21 protein-coding genes are annotated in these 19908 nt (G+C 59.5%); 13 read left to right on the top strand and 8 right to left on the bottom strand.

Annotation, left to right across the window (positions count from 1 at the left end; genetic code table 11):
- Positions 1–53: 53 nt before the first annotated feature.
- From CLV83_RS00340 to CLV83_RS00300, 9 genes are all read left to right on the top strand, one after another.
- Positions 54–596: a YggT family protein gene (locus CLV83_RS00340; RefSeq protein WP_132285851.1), complete on the top strand. Its 543-nt coding sequence runs from the start codon at positions 54–56 to the stop codon at positions 594–596.
- Positions 597–600: 4 nt separating this feature from the next.
- Positions 601–900 (top strand): DUF167 family protein, encoded by a 300-nt coding sequence (locus tag CLV83_RS00335; protein WP_104005171.1) that lies wholly within the window; start codon positions 601–603, stop codon positions 898–900.
- A gap of 115 nt (positions 901–1015) precedes the next feature.
- A complete protein-coding gene (gene metX, locus CLV83_RS00330) occupies positions 1016–2197 on the top strand; it encodes a homoserine O-succinyltransferase MetX (protein ID WP_132285848.1) in 1182 nt (393 codons plus the stop codon).
- A complete protein-coding gene (metW, locus tag CLV83_RS00325) occupies positions 2187–2777 on the top strand; it encodes a methionine biosynthesis protein MetW (RefSeq protein WP_132285845.1) in 591 nt (196 codons plus the stop codon). The genes metX and metW overlap by 11 nt, the downstream gene beginning before the upstream one ends.
- Before the next feature lie 35 nt (positions 2778–2812).
- Positions 2813–3265: a DUF4426 domain-containing protein gene (locus tag CLV83_RS00320; RefSeq protein ID WP_132285842.1), complete on the top strand. Its 453-nt coding sequence runs from the start codon at positions 2813–2815 to the stop codon at positions 3263–3265.
- 6 nt (positions 3266–3271) lie between these two features.
- Entirely contained in the window at positions 3272–3880 is a 609-nt protein-coding gene (gene rdgB, locus CLV83_RS00315; protein ID WP_132285839.1) for an RdgB/HAM1 family non-canonical purine NTP pyrophosphatase, read from the top strand.
- Positions 3881–3888: 8 nt separating this feature from the next.
- Entirely contained in the window at positions 3889–5031 is a 1143-nt protein-coding gene (gene hemW, locus CLV83_RS00310) for a radical SAM family heme chaperone HemW (protein ID WP_132285836.1), read from the top strand.
- A gap of 65 nt (positions 5032–5096) precedes the next feature.
- Positions 5097–6962, top strand: a complete 1866-nt coding sequence (locus tag CLV83_RS00305; RefSeq protein WP_132285833.1) for a methyl-accepting chemotaxis protein — start codon at positions 5097–5099, stop codon at positions 6960–6962.
- Positions 6963–7286: 324 nt separating this feature from the next.
- On the top strand, positions 7287–9152 hold the full coding sequence (locus tag CLV83_RS00300; RefSeq protein WP_132285830.1) for a methyl-accepting chemotaxis protein: 1866 nt from the start codon (positions 7287–7289) through the stop codon (positions 9150–9152).
- A 336-nt stretch (positions 9153–9488) separates the two neighbouring features.
- Here the strand turns inward: CLV83_RS00300 and CLV83_RS00295 are convergent, their stop codons facing one another.
- The 6 genes from CLV83_RS00295 to lptM are packed head-to-tail and all read right to left on the bottom strand — an operon-like array spanning position 9489 to position 14086.
- Positions 9489–10223 carry an HAD family hydrolase gene (locus tag CLV83_RS00295; protein ID WP_132285827.1) on the bottom strand — a complete coding sequence of 245 codons (735 nt, stop codon included), beginning with the start codon at positions 10221–10223 and terminating at the stop codon, positions 9489–9491.
- A gap of 30 nt (positions 10224–10253) precedes the next feature.
- A complete protein-coding gene (xerC, locus tag CLV83_RS00290; RefSeq protein WP_132285824.1) occupies positions 10254–11162 on the bottom strand; it encodes a tyrosine recombinase XerC in 909 nt (302 codons plus the stop codon).
- Position 11163: 1 nt separating this feature from the next.
- Complete coding sequence (locus tag CLV83_RS00285; RefSeq protein WP_132285821.1) at positions 11164–11871, bottom strand: DUF484 family protein; 708 nt, start codon at positions 11869–11871, stop codon at positions 11164–11166.
- Positions 11868–12698 carry a diaminopimelate epimerase gene (dapF, locus tag CLV83_RS00280; RefSeq protein ID WP_132285818.1) on the bottom strand — a complete coding sequence of 277 codons (831 nt, stop codon included), beginning with the start codon at positions 12696–12698 and terminating at the stop codon, positions 11868–11870. Before dapF ends, CLV83_RS00285 begins: the two co-directional genes overlap by 4 nt.
- Positions 12699–12700: 2 nt before the next feature.
- Entirely contained in the window at positions 12701–13957 is a 1257-nt protein-coding gene (lysA, locus tag CLV83_RS00275; RefSeq protein ID WP_132285815.1) for a diaminopimelate decarboxylase, read from the bottom strand.
- A 12-nt stretch (positions 13958–13969) separates the two neighbouring features.
- The gene (lptM, locus tag CLV83_RS00270) at positions 13970–14086 is read right to left on the bottom strand and encodes an LPS translocon maturation chaperone LptM (RefSeq protein WP_132285812.1); all 117 of its coding nucleotides are present in this window, start codon (positions 14084–14086) and stop codon (positions 13970–13972) included.
- A gap of 187 nt (positions 14087–14273) precedes the next feature.
- On the opposite strand from lptM, the gene cyaY reads away from it, so the two are divergent.
- Positions 14274–14600 (top strand): iron donor protein CyaY, encoded by a 327-nt coding sequence (gene cyaY, locus CLV83_RS00265; RefSeq protein WP_132285809.1) that lies wholly within the window; start codon positions 14274–14276, stop codon positions 14598–14600.
- Between the two features lie 16 nt (positions 14601–14616).
- Here the strand turns inward: cyaY and waaA are convergent, their stop codons facing one another.
- A complete protein-coding gene (waaA, locus tag CLV83_RS00260; RefSeq protein WP_132285806.1) occupies positions 14617–15885 on the bottom strand; it encodes a lipid IV(A) 3-deoxy-D-manno-octulosonic acid transferase in 1269 nt (422 codons plus the stop codon).
- A 123-nt stretch (positions 15886–16008) separates the two neighbouring features.
- Between waaA and CLV83_RS00255 the strand changes: the two genes are divergently transcribed.
- From CLV83_RS00255 to CLV83_RS00245, 3 genes are read left to right on the top strand one after another with little or no spacing between them, the layout of a single operon-like run.
- Positions 16009–17028 carry a glycosyltransferase family 2 protein gene (locus CLV83_RS00255; protein WP_132285804.1) on the top strand — a complete coding sequence of 340 codons (1020 nt, stop codon included), beginning with the start codon at positions 16009–16011 and terminating at the stop codon, positions 17026–17028.
- Positions 17018–17389 carry a GtrA family protein gene (locus CLV83_RS00250; RefSeq protein WP_132285802.1) on the top strand — a complete coding sequence of 124 codons (372 nt, stop codon included), beginning with the start codon at positions 17018–17020 and terminating at the stop codon, positions 17387–17389. The genes CLV83_RS00255 and CLV83_RS00250 overlap by 11 nt, the downstream gene beginning before the upstream one ends.
- Positions 17386–18174, top strand: a complete 789-nt coding sequence (locus CLV83_RS00245) for a ChbG/HpnK family deacetylase (RefSeq protein ID WP_132285800.1) — start codon at positions 17386–17388, stop codon at positions 18172–18174. Before CLV83_RS00250 ends, CLV83_RS00245 begins: the two co-directional genes overlap by 4 nt.
- 9 nt (positions 18175–18183) lie before the next feature.
- Here the strand turns inward: CLV83_RS00245 and CLV83_RS00240 are convergent, their stop codons facing one another.
- The gene (locus CLV83_RS00240; RefSeq protein WP_165900199.1) at positions 18184–19644 is read right to left on the bottom strand and encodes a glycosyltransferase family 39 protein; all 1461 of its coding nucleotides are present in this window, start codon (positions 19642–19644) and stop codon (positions 18184–18186) included.
- Positions 19645–19908 lie beyond the last annotated feature (264 nt).

Genomic DNA, 19908 nt, shown 5'->3' with positions numbered 1-19908 from the left:
ACCTCTATACTGACCGCCGCTCGCTTACTACAACCAGTGCAACAGGATACGACATGGGACAGGACCCGATCCTTCTGATTATTCACACTATCGGCCAGATCTACGCTTTCATCCTTACGCTGCGCTTTCTGTTGCAGGTTGCCGGCGCCGATTACTACAACCCGATATCCCAGGCCGTGGTGCGCCTGACCCGCGTGCCCCTGGCACCGATTCAGAAAGTGCTGCCACGAGCCGGCCGCTTCGATGTATCACCGCTAATTCTGGCGCTGATCGTTAACTTTCTGACCCTGCTGGCGATCGTCGCCTATCAGGGCGCCAGCGCCCCGATCCCGATGATGCTGTTGCTCGCCGCCGGCACCCTGATCGATGGCATCCTGCTGATCTATTTCTGGGCCACCATCGGCGCCGTGATCATCAGCTGGATTGCACCGGACAGCTACCACCCGGCGCCGCAGCTGATCCTGCAGATCACCGAGCCGCTGTTCGGACTGGCACGCAAGGTGATTCCATCACTGGGCGGCCTGGACCTGTCGCCGATCCTGATCTTCCTGATCATTCAGATCGTGCGCTCTCAGCTGGCTCCGTTTACCTTCTGAGGCGATGACAGAAAACACGTTTTACCGCTGGGACGGTGACCGGCTGATACTCAGCTGCCATCTCCAGCCCAAGGCATCGAAAGATGAGATTTCGGGTCTGCACGGCGAGAGTGTTAAGATCCGCATCACCGCACCACCCATCGAGGGCCGCGCCAATGCGCAGCTGGTCAAATTCCTGGCAAAAACCTTCGGTGTGTCCAAAACTGCGGTAACCATAATCAGCGGCGAACTGGGTCGCCAGAAGCGGGTCGCCATCGACCGGCCGACCCGATTACCGGACAGCGTTCCGATTGAGAGAGACTAAGGTGTATACGAGCAAGTTCCTGATCCATTGTCGCGGGCTTTATTACGAGATGTGATGCTCCCGTTCATCCACATCCTGACTGTTTTTGCCCGACAACCTGATCGAGAGCCGTTCAATGCCCAGTGATATTCCTGCCGATTCCATCGGCCTGGTGACCCCCGAGACCCTGCATTTCGACACCCCGCTGGCACTCAGCTGTGGCCGCGTGCTGGAAAGCTACGACCTGGTCATCGAAACCTACGGCAAGCTGAATGCCGATGCCTCCAACGCCGTACTGATCTGCCATGCGCTGTCCGGCCACCACCATGCCGCCGGCTACCACAGCATGGAAGACCGCAAACCCGGCTGGTGGGATTCCGCCATCGGCCCCGGCAAGCCGATCGACACCAACCGCTTCTTTGTCGTCGCCCTGAACAACCTGGGCGGCTGCCACGGCTCCACCGGCCCGAAAAGCATCAACCCGGAAACCGGCAAGCCCTATGGCCCCGATTTCCCGATCTTCACCGTCAAGGACTGGGTTAACTCCCAGGTACGCCTGGCGGATCGCCTCGGCGTTTCCCAGTGGGCCGCGGTCATCGGCGGCAGCCTGGGTGGCATGCAGGCGATGCAGTGGGCGATCGACTACCCGGACCGTCTGCGTAACTGTCTGATGATCGCTGCGGCGCCCAAGCTGTCGGCGCAGAACATCGCCTTCAACGAAGTTGCCCGCCAGGCGATCAGCAAGGACCCGATGTTCCACAGCGGTCACTACTACGAACACGGCGTGGTACCCAAAACTGGCCTGGCCCTGGCGCGGATGGTCGGTCACATCACCTACCTGTCCGACGACGGCATGCGTGAGAAATTTGGTCGCGAACTGCGCGCCGGCAAGCTCAGCTTCGACTTCAACAACCCTCAGTTCGAGGTGGAGTCTTACCTGCAGTACCAGGGCGAGCGCTTCTCCACCAGCTTCGATGCCAACACCTATCTGCTGATGACCAAGGCGCTGGACTATTTCGATCCCGCGGCAGATTACGGCCATGATCTGGTGGCAGCGCTGAGTCACGCCACCTGTCGCTTCCTGGTGGTCTCGTTCACCACCGACTGGCGCTTCTCGCCGGAGCGCTCACGGGAGACCGTAGACGCCCTGGTGGCGGCACAGAAAGAGGTCAGCTATGCGGAGATCGAATCGGCCCACGGCCATGATGCTTTCCTGATCCCCAACCCGCGCTACATGGCGATCTTCGCCGCCTATATGAACCGGGTTGATGCCGAGAGCAAAGCGCTAGCGAACAAGGAGAGCAATCATGCGAGCTGATCTGGAAATTATTCAGGAGTGGATCCGCCCCGGCTCCCAGGTGCTTGACCTTGGCTGCGGCGATGGCGAACTGCTGGCCAATCTCAAGAGTGAGAAAAACGTCGGTGGCTACGGTCTGGAGATCGACCAGGACAACATCACCACCTGCATCGAAAAGGGTGTCAGCGTGGTCGAGCAGGATATCGACCGTGGCCTGGCCTCGATCCGTGACAGCAGTTTCGACACCGTGGTGATGACCCAGGCGCTGCAGACCATGCATCGCCCCGACCAGACCGTCGAAGAAATGCTGCGTATCGGCAAGGAGTGCATCGTCACCTTCCCGAACTTCGCCCACTGGCGCGCCCGCTTCTACCTGGCGTTCAGAGGCAGAATGCCGGTCTCCAAGTTCCTGCCCTATACTTGGTACAACACACCCAATATTCACTTTTGTACGTTCGACGATTTCGAGCGTCTGTGCGTGGAGCACAACATCCGGATCCTCGACCGTACTGTGGTCGACCACAAGCTGCGCGACCGCTGGTGGATCAGGCTCTGGCCCAACATGCTTGGCGAAATCGCCATCTATCGCATCACACGCTAACCTGGGCACCATTCAAGCAAATAAGGAGCATAGCCATGGCCCCGTTTCGTAATCTTTTCCGTCTGCTCGGCGTGCTGACGCTGGTGCTCACCGCTGGCATCGCCCAGGCTGAGCAGAAGATCTCCGACGGCAAGTACGAGATCCACTACAACGCCTTCAACTCCAGCTTTATCACCCCTGAAGTCGCTCAGCAGTATGACCTGACCCGCAGTCAGTACCGCGCTCTGGTCAACGTAGCTGTACTGCGGCTGGAAGAGGATGGCAGCAAGACTCCGGTGCGGGCACAAATCCGCGGCGAAGCCGCCAACCTGCTGCAGCAGGCGCAACAGCTGGAGTTCAAGCTGATCGACGAAGGCAATGCCCTGTACTACCTGGGCAGCTTCCGCTTTACCGAGGATGAAAAGCTCAGCATCAACCTCCAGGTTCAGCCGGACGCCAATGCCGATCCGTACAACATCGAATTCGAACAGACTTTCTACGTAGACTGAGGCCCCATGAGCAACCGCATCGTCCTCGCCAGCGGCAACCGCGGCAAACTGGAAGAGTTTAACCAGATTCTCGCGCCGCTGAATTTCAGTGCCGTTCCCCAGCACGACTTCTCGGTGCGGGATGTGGAGGAAACCGGCCTCAGCTTCGTCGAGAACGCGATTCTTAAAGCCCGCAACGCTTGCCGCGCCACCGGGCTGCCATCGCTGGCCGACGACTCCGGCCTTGAGGTGGATGCCCTGCGCGGCGCACCGGGCATCTACTCCGCCCGCTACGCCGGCGAAGGCGCCAGCGACGAAGAGAACAATCGCAAACTGCTGGCCGCGCTGGCTGACGTACCGGACAGCGAGCGTACCGCCCGCTTCCAGTGCGTGCTCGTTTTCATGCGCCACGCTGAAGACCCCACGCCGCTGATCTGCCAGGGCACCTGGGAAGGCTCCATCCTGCGTGAACCCCAGGGGCAGAACGGTTTCGGGTACGATCCCCTGTTCCTGGTACCGGAACTCGGCTGCGCCAGCGCTGAGCTAACACCGGAGCAGAAACATGAACGCAGCCACCGCGGCAAAGCGGTGCGCCAGCTGATCGCTTCCATCGCCCCCTACCTGGCGCAAGTGTAAAGCGATCTATGTCACTGCCGCCTCTTAGCCTTTACGTACACATCCCCTGGTGTGTACGTAAATGCCCCTATTGCGATTTTAACTCACACGCCCAGCGCGACGAACTGCCGGAAACGGAGTATGTCGATGCCCTGCTGGTAGATCTGGATGCCGAGCTGGACGAAGTTCAGGGACGCCCGCTGCAATCGATCTTTATCGGCGGTGGCACGCCCAGCCTGTTCAGCCCCGAAGCGATCGCTCGCCTGCTGCATGAGATAGAGCAGCGTATTCCCTTTGTGGACGCTATCGAGATCACCATGGAGGCTAACCCCGGCACCTTCGAGCAGGCGCGTTTTCGCGGTTACCGCGAAGCCGGGGTCAACCGCCTGTCGATCGGGGTACAGAGCTTTAATACCGATTCGCTGAAAGCCCTGGGGCGCATCCACAACGGCGATGAAGCGATCACCGCTGCCCGCTACGCGCGTGATCTTTTCCCAAGACTCAATCTGGACCTGATGCACGGTCTGCCGGGGCAGAGCCCGGAGCAGGCGCTGGCCGATCTGCAGCAGGCGATCGACCTGAGGCCGGATCACCTCTCCTGGTACCAGCTCACCATCGAGCCCAACACGGAGTTCCACGCCCGTCCGCCGCAACTGCCTGTGGACGAAGCGCTGTGGGAGATTCAGGAGCGCGGCCAGCAGCTTCTGGAGCGGTCCGGTTATCACCAGTATGAGATCTCGGCCTACGCTCAGCAGGGCTGCCAGGCACGCCACAACATCAACTACTGGCAGTTTGGGGATTACATCGGGATCGGCGCCGGTGCACACGGCAAGCTGACTCGCATGAAAGATGGCGAAATCCAGATCCTGCGCCGCCACAAAATCCGCCAGCCCGCCGCCTACATGGACCCAATCCGCCGCCTGGGTGGAGAAAACCGGGTGGAGCAGGAGGACCTCGGCTTCGAGTTTATGCTTAACGCCATGCGCCTCACCGACGGCGTCGATGCGAATCTACTTATTGAACGTACGGGTATTGACTTGGTTAAATTTTCGCCAATAATACGCGAAGCTAAACACAAGGGATTGTTGGAAGATTACGACACTAAGATTGTTCCTACCCCCCAGGGACGTCTTTTCCTGAACGACCTGCTCACACTCTTCCTGCCAGGGTAAGGTTAACCCGCACTTAGCGCTGAACAACTAATATTAATAAACCTAGTTTGTCTGAGTGCTCTTACATGACCATCAAATCCAAACTGATCCTCCTCGTGGGACTGCTCGTTGTGTCACTGGCCGTGATGACGGCGATCCAATATGTATCGACTCAGCTGCACGATGAGCTCGCCGAGGTGCGCGAAGACGTGGACCACATCACCATCGATAAGCTGAAGCTGCTGAATACGGAAAAGGACTTTGTCAGCCGTGGCAAGCTGGAGCTGGTGGATGATTTTAAGGCACTGCAGGCAACTCTGTTTGAAGATCTCACGCTCCTGCATCAGCATATGGAGCACGCCGGTATCGATACCGGCCACCTGACAGCCCTGGTCTCCGGCCTTGAGAGCTATATCGCTCACTTCGAGCAGATCATCGCACTCAAGCAGCAGATAGGCCTTTCCGACGAGACGGGACTGCGCGGAGAACTACGCGCGGCCATCCACAGGGTCGAGGAACGTCTTACCGCCCTTTCCGAAGACGAGCTGCGTATCGGTATGCTGGAAGTGCGCCGCCACGAAAAAGATTTCCTGCTGCGCCGGGATACCCAATACCTGCAGCTCTGGGATGAGCAGCACTCGCGCCTGCTCGCGGATGTAACCGGCGCAGCGATTCCGCTCTCCGCCAAAACAGCCTTGCGTCAGGACCTGGAACAGTACAAAACCGCGTTTGCTGCACTGGCGGAAGCAGAGCAGAAACTGGGGCTGGATTCGTCCCTGGGTATTCTCGGTGCCATGCAGGCTGAACTGGATTCAGCGGATCGAATTCTGCACGACATGCTCTCCCAGCTCGACGCCGACTTTGACGCCACAGAACAGCAGATCAAAACGGTCACCGCCATCAGCATCCTGACCATACTAGTACTGATTATCAGCCCCACGGTTCTGATCGGGCGCAGCATTATCAAACCGATCTCGGCTCTGGGTGCACTGATGCGCCGCTCACGGGATGAGAAAGATCTGACGCTGCGTTATCAGCAGCAGTCAAAGGATGAAATCGGTGAGATGGCACGTGACTACAACGAGATGATGAGCGCCTTCCAAAGCCTGATCAATCATGTCATCGCGACCTCCGGCCAGCTGGCCAGCGCCGCTGAGGAGCTCTCCGCCAACACCGAAGAGACCGCCACAGGCCTGGCGCATCAACGCTCGGAAGTGATCCAGGTATCGGCCGCCATCCAGCAGATGGAAGCGGCAATGCAGGAGATCGCCAGCAACACCGAACAGACCGCCGGCGCAGCCATCGTCGCGGAAGAAGGCGCCCGGGACAGCCGTACCCGCGTGGGCGCCAGCATTGAATCGTTGAACCAGATGGCCAGCAAAGCCCGGGAAACAGCGGACTCGGTGGCTCACCTGCGCGCCGATAGCGACGAGATCGGTACCATGCTCGATGTGATCAAGGATATCTCCGAGCAGACCAACCTGCTCGCACTCAACGCCTCGATCGAAGCAGCAAGAGCCGGCGAGCACGGCCGCGGCTTTTCCGTCGTCGCCGATGAGGTGCGCGCCCTGGCTTCACGTTCACGCCAGTCAGCGGCCAGAATCGAAGAGCTGGTCACCAAGCTGCATTCGCGCACCCGCAATGTCGGTGCCCTGATGGACGAAACCATGACCGAGAGCGAAGCCGGCGCCAGCCGCGCCGGTGAAACCGTCGCCGCGCTGGAAAGCGTCACCGGCAGCGCCCAGAGCATCGTCGACATGACATCCCAGGTCGCATCCGCCACCGAGGAGCAGGCATCGGTGGCCGCTGAAATTACGCGGAACGTAGAATCGATCAGCATGATCATCGAAGAGGCGAGCTCCCAGGTAGACCAGAACGCCGAGGCCAGCCTGATGGTCTCGGAACAGGCACAGGCCCTGCAGATGGCGGTTTCCCAGTTCAAGGCAGCCTGACTCTGAAACCGGTCTGGGGCAGCGGGAGATCAGCTCCCGTTGCCGCTCTGTAACCCAGGCCGGTTTATCCGCCTTAGCGGTCACCAGCGCAGGCTGCGAATCCCCTGCTACTCCTTTTTAAACCGCTTCGCACGCGCTGCTCTCAGGCTGAAGTTTTCTCCAGCTCGGCCGATAGCAATAAATAAGACAAAAACACCCCGCAAGGATCCGCAGCCTTCACTACATTGAAAGTGGCAAACAGCGATCAGAGCAATCAGCTCTTTTAGTTCATGGATAGAACGGCATACCAATAACTATATCCATCCGTGAAGGAGTGTCCGCAACATGCTAACCATCAAATCCAAGCTAGCCATGCTGGGAGCGATCATCCTGGCCGGCATCCTCGGCTTTGTCGGTTTTCAATATTACTCGATAGGCCAACTGGATCAGTTACGGCAAACGGAGAACTCCCTCACTCGCCTCGATGGCAAAAAGCAGCAGATACGCGGCTACGCCAAGGACTTCGTGCTCTACAGCAAGCCGGAGTCGGTTGCCCAGTTCAATCAGGCGTTTGCGGAAGGCGGGGAGTCGGCTAAAACGCTTTTAGGCCAGCTGGAAAGCCTGGATATTGATGCCACCTCACTGAAGAATCTCGTCGCTCATATGGAGAGATACAGGGAGCTGTTTCTTGAATCAGTGGAGTTACGCAAAGAGATCGGCCTGACACCCACCGACGGCCTGCGCGGTTCCCTGCGCGCCTCGATCCATGCATTTGAAGAAGCGATCGACCGCTACAGCAGCCAGCAGCTGATCGATATGCTGCAGCTGCGCCGCGCCGAGAAAGACTTCTTCCTTCGCATGGACCTGAGCTACCGGGACAAATGGCTCGCCCAATACGATGAAACGCTGGCTAACCTGGGGGCCTCCATGACGCTGACACCCCAGCAGCGCAGCAATCTGGAAGCCAGGCTCGAAGCCTACCGCAAGGACTTCCTGGCGGTAACCGAAGCTTACGAGCTGCTGGGCCTGGCGCCCGACCAGGGGATCACCAAGGAGATCATCGCATCGGTGCTGGCCACCGACACTAACTTCGCCGAGATGGACCGCCTGATCAAACAGGCGCTGCAGCAGCGCACCGCGACGCTCAATACGATCATGGTGATCGCCGCGATCCTGTTCATCCTGGTGGCACTGGTGCCAACCTTCCTGATCGGACGCAGCATCGTGGTGCCGATCAAGGCGCTGGCTAAAACCATGCAGCAGGCGCAGGAGAATCGCGACCTGACCCTGCGCTACAGCCACGAACGCAAGGATGAGGTCGGCCAGATGGCCACCGACTTCAACCAGATGATGGACGCCTTCCAGAGCGTTATCGACCGTGTCGCCGGCACTTCCACCCAACTTGCGGCCGCAGCTGAAGAGCTATCGGCCACCACCAAGGACACCACCAGGGGTCTAAACACCCAGCAGGCTGAAGTGATGCAGGTGGCCGCCGCAATCCAGGAGATGGAGAGCGCCATGCAGGAGATCGCCGGTAATACCGAGCGTACCGCCGCCACGGCACAGGACTCACTGGACGGTGCGGTAGATAGCAGCCACCGTGTCAGCCTGAATATGGAAGGCCTGCACAAGATGGCGCAGAAGGCACGGGATACCGCTAATGTCGTGTCCCAGTTGCGCTCCGACAGCGACGAGATCGGCACCATGCTCGACGTGATCAAGGATATCGCCGAGCAGACCAACCTGCTGGCACTGAATGCCTCCATCGAGGCCGCCCGCGCCGGCGAGCAGGGCCGCGGTTTCTCAGTGGTGGCTGACGAGGTGCGTAACCTGGCGTCACGCTCGCAGCAGTCCGCCGAACAGATCGCCAAGCTGGTGATTCAGCTGCAGACCCGTACCCGGGATGTGGAAGTGCTGATGCAGGAAAGCGTCGAGGAGAGCGAACAGGGTGCTGCCAGCGCCAACGAAACCATCGATGCGCTGACCACCATCACCGAGGGTGCCCGCAGCATCGTCGACATGACCACCCAGGTGGCCTCGGCCACCGAAGAGCAGGCCTCAGTAGCGGCGGAAGTAACCCGCAATGTGGAGGTGATCAGCTCGATCATCGAGCAGGCGGTGCATCAGACCGAGCAGAACGCCGATGCAAGCCACTCGGTGTCTCAGCAGGCGCATGGGCTTGAGGATCTGATGTCGAGGTTTAAGCACTGAGGTCGTAAAGCAGGAGCAATTCAGGCGCGAAGGTAGGCGTCATTTGCATCTTCCTTCCTTTCTACGCCGGTTTCGCCTGCTGGCGAATTAGGGGCCTTGGACGGCCAAGGCCCCTAATAACCCCAAACCGCCCCTACGGCTTGGTCGGCTTCGCCGACTTCCCTGCGCTTCTCGTCTGAAAGAGCGGGAAGGGAAACTCGCAGCCTTGCTGCTCAAACAGCCCTTCCCTTGTTTCTCTTTCAGCCTGTGATGCTCGGCTGCGCCGAAGGGGAATTGCTGCACTAAGACGGATTAGTGGCAATCGAACTCCGTTTTAGTCCTGTTTGCTTGAGAAAGTCAAAGCGTAGCGCGGTGCATTGCCTTCTCTGCAATCCGCTTTACGGCTGCGGGGATCTGGTCCAGTGAGGTCACTTTCTCGTCCGCCTGCGCCTCTTCCGGCCACTCCTGGCCCGGCAGGTTCACCCAGATGGTCCAGCAGCCCACGTCGCGGGCGGCCTTCACGTCGTTGATCGGGTGATCGCCGATATGCACCACCTGTTCCGGACGCAGCTTGGTATGTTCCAGGGCGCGCTCGAACATCAGTGGGTGTGGCTTGGCGGTGCCCACCTTGTCGGCGTTGTACTGGAAGTCGAACAGTTCGCTGGCACCTGTCAGGCTCACGTCGGCGTTGCCGTTGCTGAGAGCGCCGATGGTCAGTCCCTCGCTGCGCAGCGCCTTCAGCATCTCCAGCGCGTGCTCGAAAAATTCCACTTCATGGCGGGCGCGCATAAACACCTCGAACGCCTTCACCGCCAGCGCTTCGGCTTCCTGTGCGCTGAAACCGCAGCGCTCCAGCCCTTTCTCCAGCAGCCGCAGACGCACCAGTGACATGCTGTGGGCGATCTCCGGTTGCTCCGCCAGCAGTTCGTCGCGCAGTTTGGAGCCTTCGACCAGGTCCGCGGGCTGATGTAACCGGGTAAAGCTGCCGGCGTTATCTTCGAGCCACTGCCAGAGCGTTTGGTTGGCCAGACGGATGACCGGGTCAACTTCCCAGAGGGTATCGTCGAGATCGAAAGTGGCGCACTTCAGCATGTCCGGCTCCTGTTCATTGATTACAGAGGTTTACTGCTCTTTTTTGCGTTTGGCCCGGGGGTGGGAATGTTCATACACCTCCATCAGATGCTGGAAGTCCAGATGAGTATAGATCTGGGTGGTGGCGATATCCGCGTGCCCAAGCAGCTCCTGCACCGCGCGCAGATCGGCACTGGACTCCAGCATATGGCTGGCGAAACTGTGTCTCAACCGGTGCGGATAGACCCGTCCACTGACACCGACGTGCTCCCCCTGGCGTTTCAGCCGCTGTTCGATGGCGCGCACGCCAAGGCGACGCCCCTGTTTGCCAACAAACAGGGCGCTCTCATCCAGCAGCGCGATGGCGTTACGCTCTTTAATCCATCGCTCCAGCGCCTCGATAGCCTTGCGGCCGATCGGCACTTCACGGGTTTTGTTGCCCTTACCGGTAACCCTCAGGCTGCCATCGCGCAGATCCGGATCGATCAGATCCAGCGACGCCAGCTCGGAAACACGCAGACCCGAGGAGTAAAGCAGCTCCATCATCGCCAGATCGCGGATCTCCAGAGGATCATCGGTACGCTGATCCAGCAGAGTGCCCAGCTGGTCCACATCCAGCGTCTGCGGCAAGCGACGCGATGCCTTGGGGGCCTGCACCGCCAGCGCCGGGTTCTGGGTCACCTCACCCTCACGGCTGAGATAACGGTAGAAACTGCGCACTGCGGAGAGCAGCCGCGCCAGCGAGCGGCCGGATAGACCGTTGCCGTGCAACTGGGCCACGGCGCGACGCAGGCGGCGCTCATCAAGTGCGCGCCAGCCAGCCTGACCCAGCTCCTGGAGCTGCTCGTCGAGGCGTTCGAGATCGCGCTGGTAGTTTTTCAGGGTATGCGCGGAGAGCTGACGCTCCCCTTCGAGGTAGCGCAGGAATGCCGCCAGCAGGCGCTCATCCCCCGCTTGCATCTCAGAGCTGGCCTTGCTGACGCAGGATGCGGGCCACGACGCGGCTCAGAACCTCGCCAACGTAGCTCAGGAACAGTGTGCCCTGGCTGCTCTGGAAGTAGTTGGCGTCATGGCTGCCGATCGCCAGCAGCCCCAGGGTCTCGCCCTTGACCAACGGCACCACGGCTGAGGACTGCACGCGAACCGATGCATCCTGGAACAGGAAGCGGTTCATCGCCTCGGACAGTTGGCCGCAGCTGGGCAGGTTGGTATCGATCAGCGGCTGCACGATGCTGCACTCACCGCGGGAGAGCACGCGCAGGTCGTTGGTATCCAGCGGGCTTTCGCTGAACAACAGCAGGACGGTTTCATCGCCGTAGAAGTCACGGCAGAGACTCTCTTCCACCGCCACGGCGACCTCATCGAGAGTTTCCGCTTCCAGCAGGCCGAGCACCATACGCTTGGTTTTCTCGAACTGGCCGTCGTTGAAACGCGCCGCATCGATCAGTTCGGACAGACGCCCATGCAGCTGCTCGTTGCGCGAGCGCAGCAGCGAAGTCTGGCGCTCCACCAGTGAAACCGCGGTGCCGCGCTGATGCGGCACATAGAGCTTTTCCAGCAGAAGGGTGTGCTCGGTGAAAAAGTCCGGGTGCTGCTTCAGGTACTCGGCCACCTGCTCTGCACTGACGGCCTCGACTTCGTTGCTGACCGGCTGTTCCGTTTCGCTCATAGGTAGATCTGCCCTTCAAAAACTGTGGTCGCGGGCCCGGTCATCATCACCGGCTTACCCTCGCCCGCCCAGCTGATTTTCAGATCGCCGCCGGGCAGATGCACCAGCACCTGCTCATCCAGCAGACCACGCAAACGCCCGGCGACCACCGCCGCGCAGGCGCCGGTACCGCAGGCCTGGGTTTCGCCGGCGCCACGTTCGAACACGCGCAGACGGATCTCGTTGCGTGACACCACTTCCATAAAGCCGATATTGGCTTTCCGTGGAAAACGCGGATGCGCCTCCAGCGCAGGCCCCAGCGTTTCCACCGGCGCGCTGTCGACCGAATCGACCACCAGAACACCGTGGGGGTTACCCATGGAAATGGCGCTCAGCTCAACGCTGTCACCGTTCACGTCAACGCTGTAGGTGGCACTTTTTTCCGCCGCATCGAACGGAATTTCCGCCGGAATCAGCTCCGGCGCGCCCATATCGACCTCGACCTGCTTGTCTTCATGGATCTGCAGAATCGCCTCACCACGCGCAGTTTGCACGGTGATACGATCACGCATGATCAGACGCTTGTCGCGAACAAAGCGGGCGAAGCAGCGCGCACCATTGCCGCAGTGCTCAACCTCGGAACCATCCGCGTTGTAGATACGGTAGCGGAAGTCCATCTCGGGCCGCGTCGGCGGCTCCACCAGCAACAGCTGGTCGAAGCCGATACCGAAATTACGGTCGGCCAGGCTACGCACCTGTTCACTGCTCAGGCGGATACGCTGGGAGATCGCATCGATGACCATGAAGTCATTGCCGAGCCCGTGCATTTTGGTGAATCGCACCAGCATGATCAGGCGTCCTTAGGCAGCAGGTGCTCGCCCCGCATCAGATCACTGACGCGCTCACGCTCGCGCACCACAACAAACTTGTTGTCATCGACAATCACCTCGGCCGGGCGGCCACGGGTGTTGTAGTTGGACGCCATAACAAAACCGTAGGCGCCGGCGGAGCAGACCGCCAGCAGATCATTTGCCTGCAGGTTCAGTTCACGATCCTTGCCGAGGAAGTCGCCGGTTTCGCAAACAGGACCAACGAGATCCCAGGTCTTGGTCTCGCCCTCTTCACGCAGCTCTACCGGCACGATCTCCTGATACGCGCCGTAGAGTGACGGGCGGATCAGGTCGTTCATGGCGCCATCGATAATGGCGAAGTTCTTCTCACCGGTCTGCTTGAGAAACTCCACGCGGGTCAGCATGACACCAGCATTGGCGGCGATGGAGCGGCCCGGCTCAAACACCAAACCCAGCTCGCGATCGCCAAGGCGCTCGCTGATCGCTTCGATATATTCGGCCGGCGTCGGCGGGACTTCGTCGGTGTAGCAGACACCCAGGCCACCGCCCAGGTCGAGATGCTTCAGCTTGATGCCCTCGTCGGCGAGCTGATCGATCAACACCAGCAGGCGATCCAGTGCATCGAGGAAGGGACTAAGCTCGGTAAGCTGGCTGCCGATATGGCAGTCGATACCCACCACTTCCACGTTTTCCAGCGCCGCAGCGCGACGGTAAACGTCCAGCGCGGAGTCGATATCGATACCGAACTTGTTCTCTTTCAGACCGGTGGAGATGTACGGGTGGGTCTTGGCATCCACATCCGGATTAACGCGGAAGGAGATGCGCGCTGTCTGGCCCATTTCAGCGGCCACGGCGTTAACACGATCCAGCTCGGCATCGGATTCCAGGTTGAAGCAGTGAATACCCACTTCCAATGCACGCTTGATCTCATCGGCTTTCTTCGCGACACCGGAGAAAACCACCTTGGCGGGATCGCCGCCGGCGCGCAGCACACGCTCCAGCTCGCCGAGGGAAACGATATCGAAGCCGGCACCCAGGCGCGCCAGGATGTTCAGCACACCGATATTGGAGTTGGCCTTAACCGCATAGCAAACCAGCGCATCACGCCCTTTCAGCGCTTCGGCATAGGCCAGGTAAGCGCGCTCGAGCGCATCACGGGAGTAAACGTAGGTCGGCGTACCCACTTCATTGGCGATGCGGCTTAACGGCACCTCTTCACAGTTCAGGCTGCCGTTCAGGTATTCAAAGTTGTCCATCATCTCTCTCGTTTACTGTTGCGCAGTCTCGGCTTCATCGCTCGGCGGTGGTAGGGTCAGCGGCCCTTTCTGACCGCAGCCGACCAGCAGCAGCGTTCCCAGCAACAATATTGGCCAGCAGCGTTTCATGACGACCTATCCTCACGCAGAACCGGCACAGCCGGTAAAATTCAAACCCCGGAGTATACCCCGAGACAGGGGCCATTGAGTACCTCGCGACCAGTCCGGAGGCATGAAAATACGCGGGATTTTCGGGGTGTTTCAAGGCCGCCGAAGGCATATACTGCGCAGAAAACAAGCCATGGCGGAGAAACCCATGACCGAATCAGAATTTATGGTACAGGTCGACGAGACCCTGGGCAGGATTGAAGAGATCCTCGACGAGGCGGAATCCGATCTGGATTACGAGACCAACGGCGGCATGATGACCGTCAAATGCGAAAACGGCAGCCAGATCATCTTTACCCGTCAGCCACCGCTGAAGCAGCTCTGGCTGGCACTGCCCGGCGGCGGTTTCCATTTCGATTACGACCAGAACGCCGGTCAGTGGCAACTCGACAGCGACGGCACCAGCCTGAATTCCATGCTGACCAAGGCCTTCGCCGAGCAGGCCGGCGAGCAGTTCGACTTCAGCGATATCTGAGCGGCCCGCCCCTACCTCAGTGACGTGTATCGAGGCGCTCGGCTATCAGCGCCTCGAGCCGGTCCAGCGCGCCCTGGTTCTGTTTCAGGAACGCCTCACCGGCACGGCCCGCGACCCTCGCCTGATCCGGCTGCTCCAGCCAGGCGCCGAGCTGAGCGGTCAGCACCTTCTCATCGACCACCTGACTCATACCACCAGCGCCCTTTAACGCCTCGCAGATCGCCGAGAAGTTGAAGGTATCCGGCCCCATAACCACGGGCAGACCAAGCGCTGCAGGCTCTAACGGGTTGTGTCCGCCGGTACCGCTGAAACTGCCGCCGACAAAGGCGATATCCGCCGCGGCGTAGAGCATCATCAGCTCGCCCATGGTATCGCCCATGTAAATAGCGGTCTCGCTATCGGGCTTCTCACCGCTGGAGCGGGTGCAAACGTTGGAACTGAAACGACGCGCCACCTCGGTCACACCGGCAAAACGCTCCGGATGCCGCGGCACCAGTACCAACATCAGCTCCGGCTGCCGCTCCTGCAACGCCTGCCAGCTGCGCAGCAGCAGCTCGTCTTCACCCTCATGAGTACTGGCAGCGATCACAACCGGCCGTTCTGCTCCCCAGAGTGTTCGCAACGCCCTGCCCGATTCACGCAACGAGAGATCCGGCGAGATATCAAACTTGATGCTGCCGGTAACGCTGACTCGCTCCGGCGGCGCTCCAAGTTCGCGGAAACGGCCTGCGTCTGCCTCATGCTGGGCGGCGATCAGGTTCAGCCGCTGCAGCATGGGTCGGGTCAGCGCCGAAAAGCGACGATAGCCCCTTGCCGAGCGCTCTGACAGGCGCGCATTAACCAGCATCACCGGTACACCTTTGCGGGTGCAGCCGGATACCAGATTGGGCCAGAGCTCGGTTTCCACCACGATGCAGATGGCAGGCTTCACGCGGCGCAGAAAGGCACTCCAGGCCAGCGGCAGGTCCCAGGGGCAGAAGCGCTGTTCGACCCGGTCGCCAAAGGCTTTCTCCACCTGGGCCGCTCCGGTGGGCGTCATATTGGTCATCAGGATGCGGTGGCTGGGATAACGCTTGAGCAGCCTTTCCACCAGTGGCACCACCGCCAGGGTCTCACCCACGGAGACCGCATGAATCCAGATCACAGGGCCGCTCAGTCTGTTTCCAAGCCCCAGCCTTTGCGTCCAGTTTTTGCGATACCCTGGAGCCTTGCGTCCACGCCACCAAAGACGCGCCAGTAGCAGCGGTATCAGCAGGTAGAAAAGAAGGGTATAGAGTAAACGCATCGGCTGGCACACCACCAAAATTTGAGGCTGAAGTGTAACATGGTCAAACAGACCGCAGGCTCTGGAATCAACGCTCCGCATCAGCCACAATGGGATCAAAAGCGTGCGTTATACGGACAGTCTATGCATCACATCGACTTTTCCGCACAGCCCCCGAGGGGCGAGCGTCCCAGCGTCACCTGTGTCCTGCCAGCCTACAATGAGGCCGGCAGTCTGCGCCATCTTATCCCCGATTTAGCCGAATACCTGAAGAAGTTCTCCGACCAGATAGAGCTGCTGATAATCGATGATGGCAGCCGGGATGACACCCTGTCTGTGGTGTCCGGTATGGTGGACCGATACCCGGTTACACTACTGCAACTTTCGCGCAATTTTGGCAAAGAGGCCGCGCTCAGCGCCGGTATCGATCACGCCGATGGCGATGTTGTCCTGCTGATGGATTCAGATGGTCAGCACCCTCTTTATGTGGTGGACGAGTTTTTCAAACACTGGCGTCAGGGCTGTGACATGGTGTTCGGCATTCATGAAAACCGTTCCGATGAATCCCATGCCAAGCGCTACCTGACTAAGCTGTTCTACAGCCTGCTCAGTCGCAGTGCGGAAATTGAGATACACCCGGATGCGGGTGACTTTCGGCTGCTGGACCGACGCGTTGTTCTCGCGCTACGCCGGCTGCCTGAGCGCTCGCGGATGATGAAAGGACTCTACTCCTGGGTCGGTTTTTCCAGCAAGGCGGTCCCTTTTCAGCCAGATGAACGGATCACCGGAGCCTCTCATTTCTGTTTCCGCAAACTCTCATCCCTGGCGATGACAGGTTTCACCAGTTTCAGTAATGCGCCGCTGCGTGTCTGGATGCTGATAGGCGCGGCAACCTCGGTTCTCTCGGTGCTTTACGCCCTGATCATCGTCATCCGCACACTGATTTTCGGATCGGACATTCCCGGCTGGCCATCCATCGCAGCCGGCATCGCCTTTCTTGGCGGTATGCAGCTGTTTTCGGTCGGCATTCTCGGCGAATATATCGCGCGTATCTTCTCCGAAGTGAAAGCCCGCCCGCTCTACCTGGTCAGCAACGAGATATCCTTCCGCAACCAGAAGCGATCAGAGCCCCAACCTGCACGGGACGAAGCGAATGACGCGTGAGGCACTGAGCTTTATCGCCGTTGGCGTGTCCGCGCTGCTGGTGCATTGGCTGGTGGTGTTCCTGCTGGTGCCCCTGGCGCACCTGCATCCGCTGATCGCCAATGTGATCGCGTTTCTGGTGGCCTTCAACGTCAGTTACCTCGGTCATCGCCACCTGACCTTTCGTGCCCAGGAACGTTCTCACCGCCAGACCTTGCCACGCTTCGCCACCGTTGCCGCCACCAGCTTCCTGCTCAATGAAACGATGTACTGGGCCCTGCTGAGCCTGACGCCACTGCGCTACGACGCGGCCCTGTTCATCGTGCTGGGCAGTGTCGCCCTGCTGACCTATCTACTGGGCAAATTCTGGGCGTTCGCATGAGCCGCACTGTAGTTATCTGCGCCGATGACTTTGGTATGTCTGAAGGGATCAACGAGGCGATCCTCGAGCTGATCGACAACGGTCGCCTGTCCGCTACCAGCTGTATGACCAATATGCCCTGCTGGACGGCAGCTACCGCTGAACAACTGCTGGCCAGGCGGCCACGGGCAGCGTTGGGCCTGCACTTCAACCTGACCGAGGGCGTACACGCCATACCGCCGGGAAGGTTGATACTGAAAAGTCTGTCCAGGCAGCTAGACAGGCAGGTTGTGCTGGAACAGTTTGATACACAGCTGGACAGGTTCGAGCAACTGATCGGCTCAGCACCGGACTTTGTCGATGGCCATCAGCATATCCAGATGTTTCCGGTGATCCGTGATGTTCTGCTCAAGCGTCTGCAACAGCGCTACGCTGAACAGGCACCCTGGGTTCGCGTTTCAACACCTGGCCTGTCGGGTCACGATTCTGCGTTCAAGGCATTGGTGTTAAGGCTGATCGGCCTGGGTTTTGAAGCTACATTAACCCGCGCTCACCTCAGCGGCAGCAAGGCGTTCGCCGGTATGTACTCGCTGACACCTGAGGCTGATTTCGCCAGCATGATGCGACACTGGCTGCAAACCGAACCGGAGGGCGTGTTGATCATGTGCCACCCAGGCAAGACCAGGGGTGAATCCCCCCTTCATCGCGCCAGACAGAACGAGTACCAGTGGCTCAGCAGCGACTCGTTCCATGAGGCCATGGAAAAAAGTAAGCGCTCACTTCGAATAAGGCCTGCGCTGATATAGGTCGTTTCGTTACTGCGGGCAGTCACTCTCGGGTAACCAGAGACGCCAGGATAGCCTCAGCGGCTCATGGTCGGGCAGACGCGGCCAGGGTACGCTGAGCTGCCCCTCTGCAGCCCAAGCGCCCAGCTCTGCCAACGTATCGCCCCAACGGGGCTGATCACCTCCGACCAGTTCGATCATGCCCTGAGCCTCAACACGCCGTTGATCCACCCAGGGTGCCAACTTGAGATCGGCATCAGGTACCGCAGAAGCACCGGGCAGCTCCAGCGCTATCAGCTCCGCCAGCCAATAGTCACCGGCCACCAGTTTTAGCGGGCAGCCGCTATGCTTACTCCATTCACTGGAGAGGCTTTGGGCCAGCGCCTGATCCGGCCAGCCAGTGCGGGACGGTTTGTTACGGATCTGATCTTTGAAGCCAACAAATAGCAGCATCAGGACAGCCAGCAGCAGAAGGAAACCGCCGAACAGAACGACGAGGCGTCGCTGACGCTGACGCAGCAGATCCGCAGGTATCATGCTGGCCAGTATAAGGCCCGACAGGTTCCACATGGGCGTGCCCCACATATCCCGCATTCCTGCGCCTGTCAGGATTGCGCCGACCAGGGTCAGCAGTGCCGGCGCCAGTCCCATAAACCAAATAAATGCCGTTCCAGCTGCCGGTTTCTGCCAACAGCCTCTGCGCCAGAACCCCGCCATCATCAGCAACAGGAGTAACGGTAGATGGTCGACCAGCTGCACCAGTAAAAAGCGTAACGGCCCAAAAATCCGGGAGCCATCTTCTGCGGCACTGACGGTTCGATCTTCAAAATAGGTGAATGGCAGAAAATCATGCTGTACCAGCCACAGCAGGTGGGGCAGGAACACCAACGCCATCACCAGGACGCCGCTCCATAGCTGCGGGCGCAGCAGACCTTTGCGTAACTCGGGCCGCCATACCATCCACAAGAACATGGCCGCGAGTAACACAAGGATCGAGTACTTGGTTAACAGCCCCAGGCCAGCCACCAGCCCAAGGAGCAGCCAGTCAGCATAGCGCCAGTCGTTAACCGCACGATAAAACAGCCATACCGCCGCTGCCCAGATCGGCATTTGGGCAATATTGTGATTGAACTCCATGGTGGGCCAGGTGAAGTAGTAGACCCCCATCAACGCCAGTACAGCAAAGGCTGACTGCTCCGGCGCGAGTGACCTGCGCCCTATCTGCCAGACACAAAACAGCGTCAGTGCGATACAGATCTGACTGAGAAAAAAGGGGCCTATATCCCCCAGGCTGGACTGAAACAGGTGCAGCACCCAGGCGGGAAATGGCGGGTGCTTGTAATACCCCCACTGCCATTCCCCCCCCCAATAAGCGCCCTCTACCACATCAAGCGGCAGGCTTTCGACCAACAGGCCGGGAAGAAAACCCCAGATGAACAGATGCGCAAAAAGCAGGTACCACAATCCCTTGAATACGATTCCCTGTTGCACGTCGGCCCTCTCCCGCCTCCTGTTAGCTAAGTAACCGGTCAAACCCGGCCTGTTTAGGTCAGCTCCCGGCGGGAGCAGCTCTCTGTAATCGTCCCAGCTTTCCTCACAGCGATGTATCTACTCTTTCATTAGCGCATGGTCAGGGTTAGTGAGCAATCACTGATATAGATCTGTCAGACTGTTTCCCGGGTCCAGCACACTACTGATTCGCGGGGTACTCTCTATGCATCCCCTGCAGCCTGCGCGTCTTCGACAACTATCAGA

Origin of the sequence: Marinobacterium mangrovicola (assembly GCF_004339595.1) — a bacterium.
GTDB lineage: Bacteria > Pseudomonadota > Gammaproteobacteria > Pseudomonadales > Balneatricaceae > Marinobacterium_D > Marinobacterium_D mangrovicola.
This window is presented reverse-complemented; position numbering and strand designations above follow the sequence as displayed.